General features: G+C 71.1%; 4 protein-coding genes. 1 reads left to right on the plus strand and 3 read right to left on the minus strand.

Going from position 1 to position 2,397, the window contains the following annotated elements; translation table 11 throughout:
- The 3 genes from PKH97_RS12220 to PKH97_RS12230 all read right to left on the minus strand — a co-directional run.
- Positions 1-655, minus strand: a 655-nt coding sequence (locus tag PKH97_RS12220) for a hypothetical protein (RefSeq protein ID WP_324387746.1), incomplete at its 3' end; no start/stop codon positions are given.
- Positions 656-668: 13 nt separating this feature from the next.
- Positions 669-1,073 (minus strand): response regulator, encoded by a 405-nt coding sequence (locus PKH97_RS12225; RefSeq protein ID WP_324387747.1) that lies wholly within the window; start codon positions 1,071-1,073, stop codon positions 669-671.
- A gap of 12 nt (positions 1,074-1,085) precedes the next feature.
- The gene (locus tag PKH97_RS12230; RefSeq protein ID WP_324387748.1) at positions 1,086-1,781 is read right to left on the minus strand and encodes a response regulator transcription factor; all 696 of its coding nucleotides are present in this window, start codon (positions 1,779-1,781) and stop codon (positions 1,086-1,088) included.
- A gap of 141 nt (positions 1,782-1,922) precedes the next feature.
- Here PKH97_RS12230 and PKH97_RS12235 point away from each other — a divergent pair.
- Positions 1,923-2,397, plus strand: a 475-nt coding sequence (locus tag PKH97_RS12235) for a DUF4037 domain-containing protein (protein WP_324387750.1), incomplete at its 3' end; no start/stop codon positions are given.

Here is a 2,397-nt window from a genome sequence, read left to right on the forward strand (position 1 = left end):
GGTCGCTTTCGATCGCCTGGCGCGCCTCGTCGCCCGCGACCGCGAGCCGGCGGCGAGAGGCGTCGAGGTCCGCCGTCTGCTGCCGCAGCCGCCGCACCTGCTCGCGAAGCCCGGCGACGATCACCAAGGCAACCACGGCGACGAATACGGCCACGATCGGCACCGTGAGCGATGAATCGGGTTGCAGCGCATCGGGTTTCAGGCGTCGATTCTCCCCAGCCCCCGTCAGTGCGCCTGCCCCGAGGACGGTGGCGACGATCACGGCAGCGAGGGTCCGTCGGCGCAGCACATCGAAAACGAGCACGACCGGTGCGATGACGGCGAGCACGGCGATCGGCAGGGTGAACGGATTGAACCAGGTCAGCGCGGCGGCGACAAGCCAGTTGGCGCCCACGACCGATAGCGCCCCCATCTGGATCAAGCCCCGGCGCAGGCCGATCAGCCCGGACGCCACGAGGAGGAACCCGGCGGCGAGGGCGCCGATGTCGCGATAGAGGTTCGCGTCGTGGACCCGCGTCACCGCAAGGATCGTCAGGGCGACCACGGAGCCGCCGAGCCCGACTGCATTGACCGACACCAGTCGTCGCAGTCGATCTCGCGTCTCGTCGTCCGCCTGGGCCACGGCCGGGGTGCGGTCGCCCGGACCGGGGCTCATCGAGGTTCGCCCCTCACCGGAGCGCGTCTCCCGGATGTCCCGCTCTTGCTGCAGCGATCGCGGCGAGCAAGCTCGCCGGTGCCAGGTCCTCCTTCGCGACGAAACCGACGCCCGCGGCGAGCAGCGAGATCGGGACGTCGAGCACGCCATACGCCGACACCAGGACCACCACCAACTCGGGCCGCACCCTCCGCACCCAGGCGGCGAAGCCGAGCGCGTCCTCGCCCGGCATCCGGATGTCGAGCAGCACGACGTCGAGGCCGGACGTGGCCAACGCGGACCGGGCTTGGATCACGCTGGCCGCCGTGCGGCATACGTGCAGGCCGTGGGTCTCGGCGACCAGTGCCGCGGCGGTCGCGCGGAATGCCGCCTGATCGTCGACGACCAGGACGCCGGCGCTCGCCGTCCGCGTCTCCACGAGGCGATGATCTCAGCGCCGACCGGGATCGGCCAGGGTGCGCGCACCACTGTCGGCGAGATAGAGCAGCACCGCCGACACCCGGCGATCGCGCGCCACTCCGATCGGCAGTTCGAGCTTGGCGAAGATCGCGTTGATGTGCTTTTCCACGGCCCGCTGGGTGATGACAAGGTGTTGGGCGACAGCGGCGTTCGCGGCGCCGGTGGCGACGAGGGCGAGCACCTCTCGCTCCCGCGAGGTCAGGCGCGCGATCGGGCTGGTCGCGCTGCGGGCCTGGTGGCGCATGAGTTCGTCGACGACCTGAGGGTCGATGACCGACTCGCCGCGGCAGACCGCCGCGAGCGCGGCCACGAGTTGCTCGACGTCCCCGACCCGGTCCTTGAGCAGGTAGCCGCGCCCGGTGCTCCCGTCGGCGAGCAACGCCAGGGCGTGCTCGGCTTCGAGGTAGTTCGACAGGACGACAACCCCGGTCCCCGGATTGCTGAGGCGTAGCTCCCGGCCGATGACCACGCCCTCGTCGCGATGCGCCGGGGGCATCTTCAGATCGGTGAGCACGACATCGGGCCCGTATGCCGTGACCTCCGCCCGCACCTCCTCCAGGCTCGCGCATTCGCGCACCTCGGCGACCTCCGGGTGATCCATCAGCATCCGGACCAGCCCCTGCCGGAGCAGCGCGTTGTCCTCGGCGAGCAGGACGCGCAACGGCATACGTGATGGTAGGCCGGTCGCGGGTCGGCGGGCGAGGTCATCCGCGCTGTCGTCAGCTGGCCGGATGGGAGCATGGCCGGGTGCGCAGCGGCATCGAGGTGGCCAGGGACTACCGGGTGGAGTTGATCCGGCCGATCCTAGATGCGCAGTGCCCGGGTCTGCCGAGGGCTGCAGCTCGGGTGGGAACCGGGTCGGACGTGCTCGGGCTCGACGACGCGGCTGGAGTTCGATCCACGCCACGCACCGACACCGCAGGACTGGCTCTCGCTGACCCGCCAGGTGGCCCTCGAAGTCGTGGGCGGCGAGGTGTTCGAGGACACCGGTGGCGCGTTGCCCGCGCTGCGTGCGGCTCTGGACTGGTACCCGGACGATCTGTGGCGCTATCTCGTGGCCTGTGACTGGCGCCGGATCGGCCAGGAGTTGCCCCTGATGGGCCGGGCCGCGGACCGCGGTGACGATCTGGGCTCACGCGTCATCGCTGCGCGGCTGGTCGACGCCACGAGGCACCTCGGGTTCCTGCTCTGCCGTGCCTGGCCTCCGTATGCCAAGTGGCGCGGCACGCTGTTCGGCCGGCTGCCGCTCCCGCCCGGCGTGGCACTCAATCTGGCGCACGTCC

The sequence above is a fragment of the Nostocoides sp. genome (assembly GCF_035343835.1).
Taxonomy (GTDB): Bacteria; Actinomycetota; Actinomycetes; order Actinomycetales; family Dermatophilaceae; genus Nostocoides_A; species Nostocoides_A vanveenii.

Excerpts from the sequence above, each read along its gene's own strand:
- PKH97_RS12230 (WP_324387748.1), bottom strand. The coding sequence starts at position 1,781 with ATGCCGTTGCGCGTCCTGCTCGCCGAGGACAACGCGCTGCTCCGGCAG.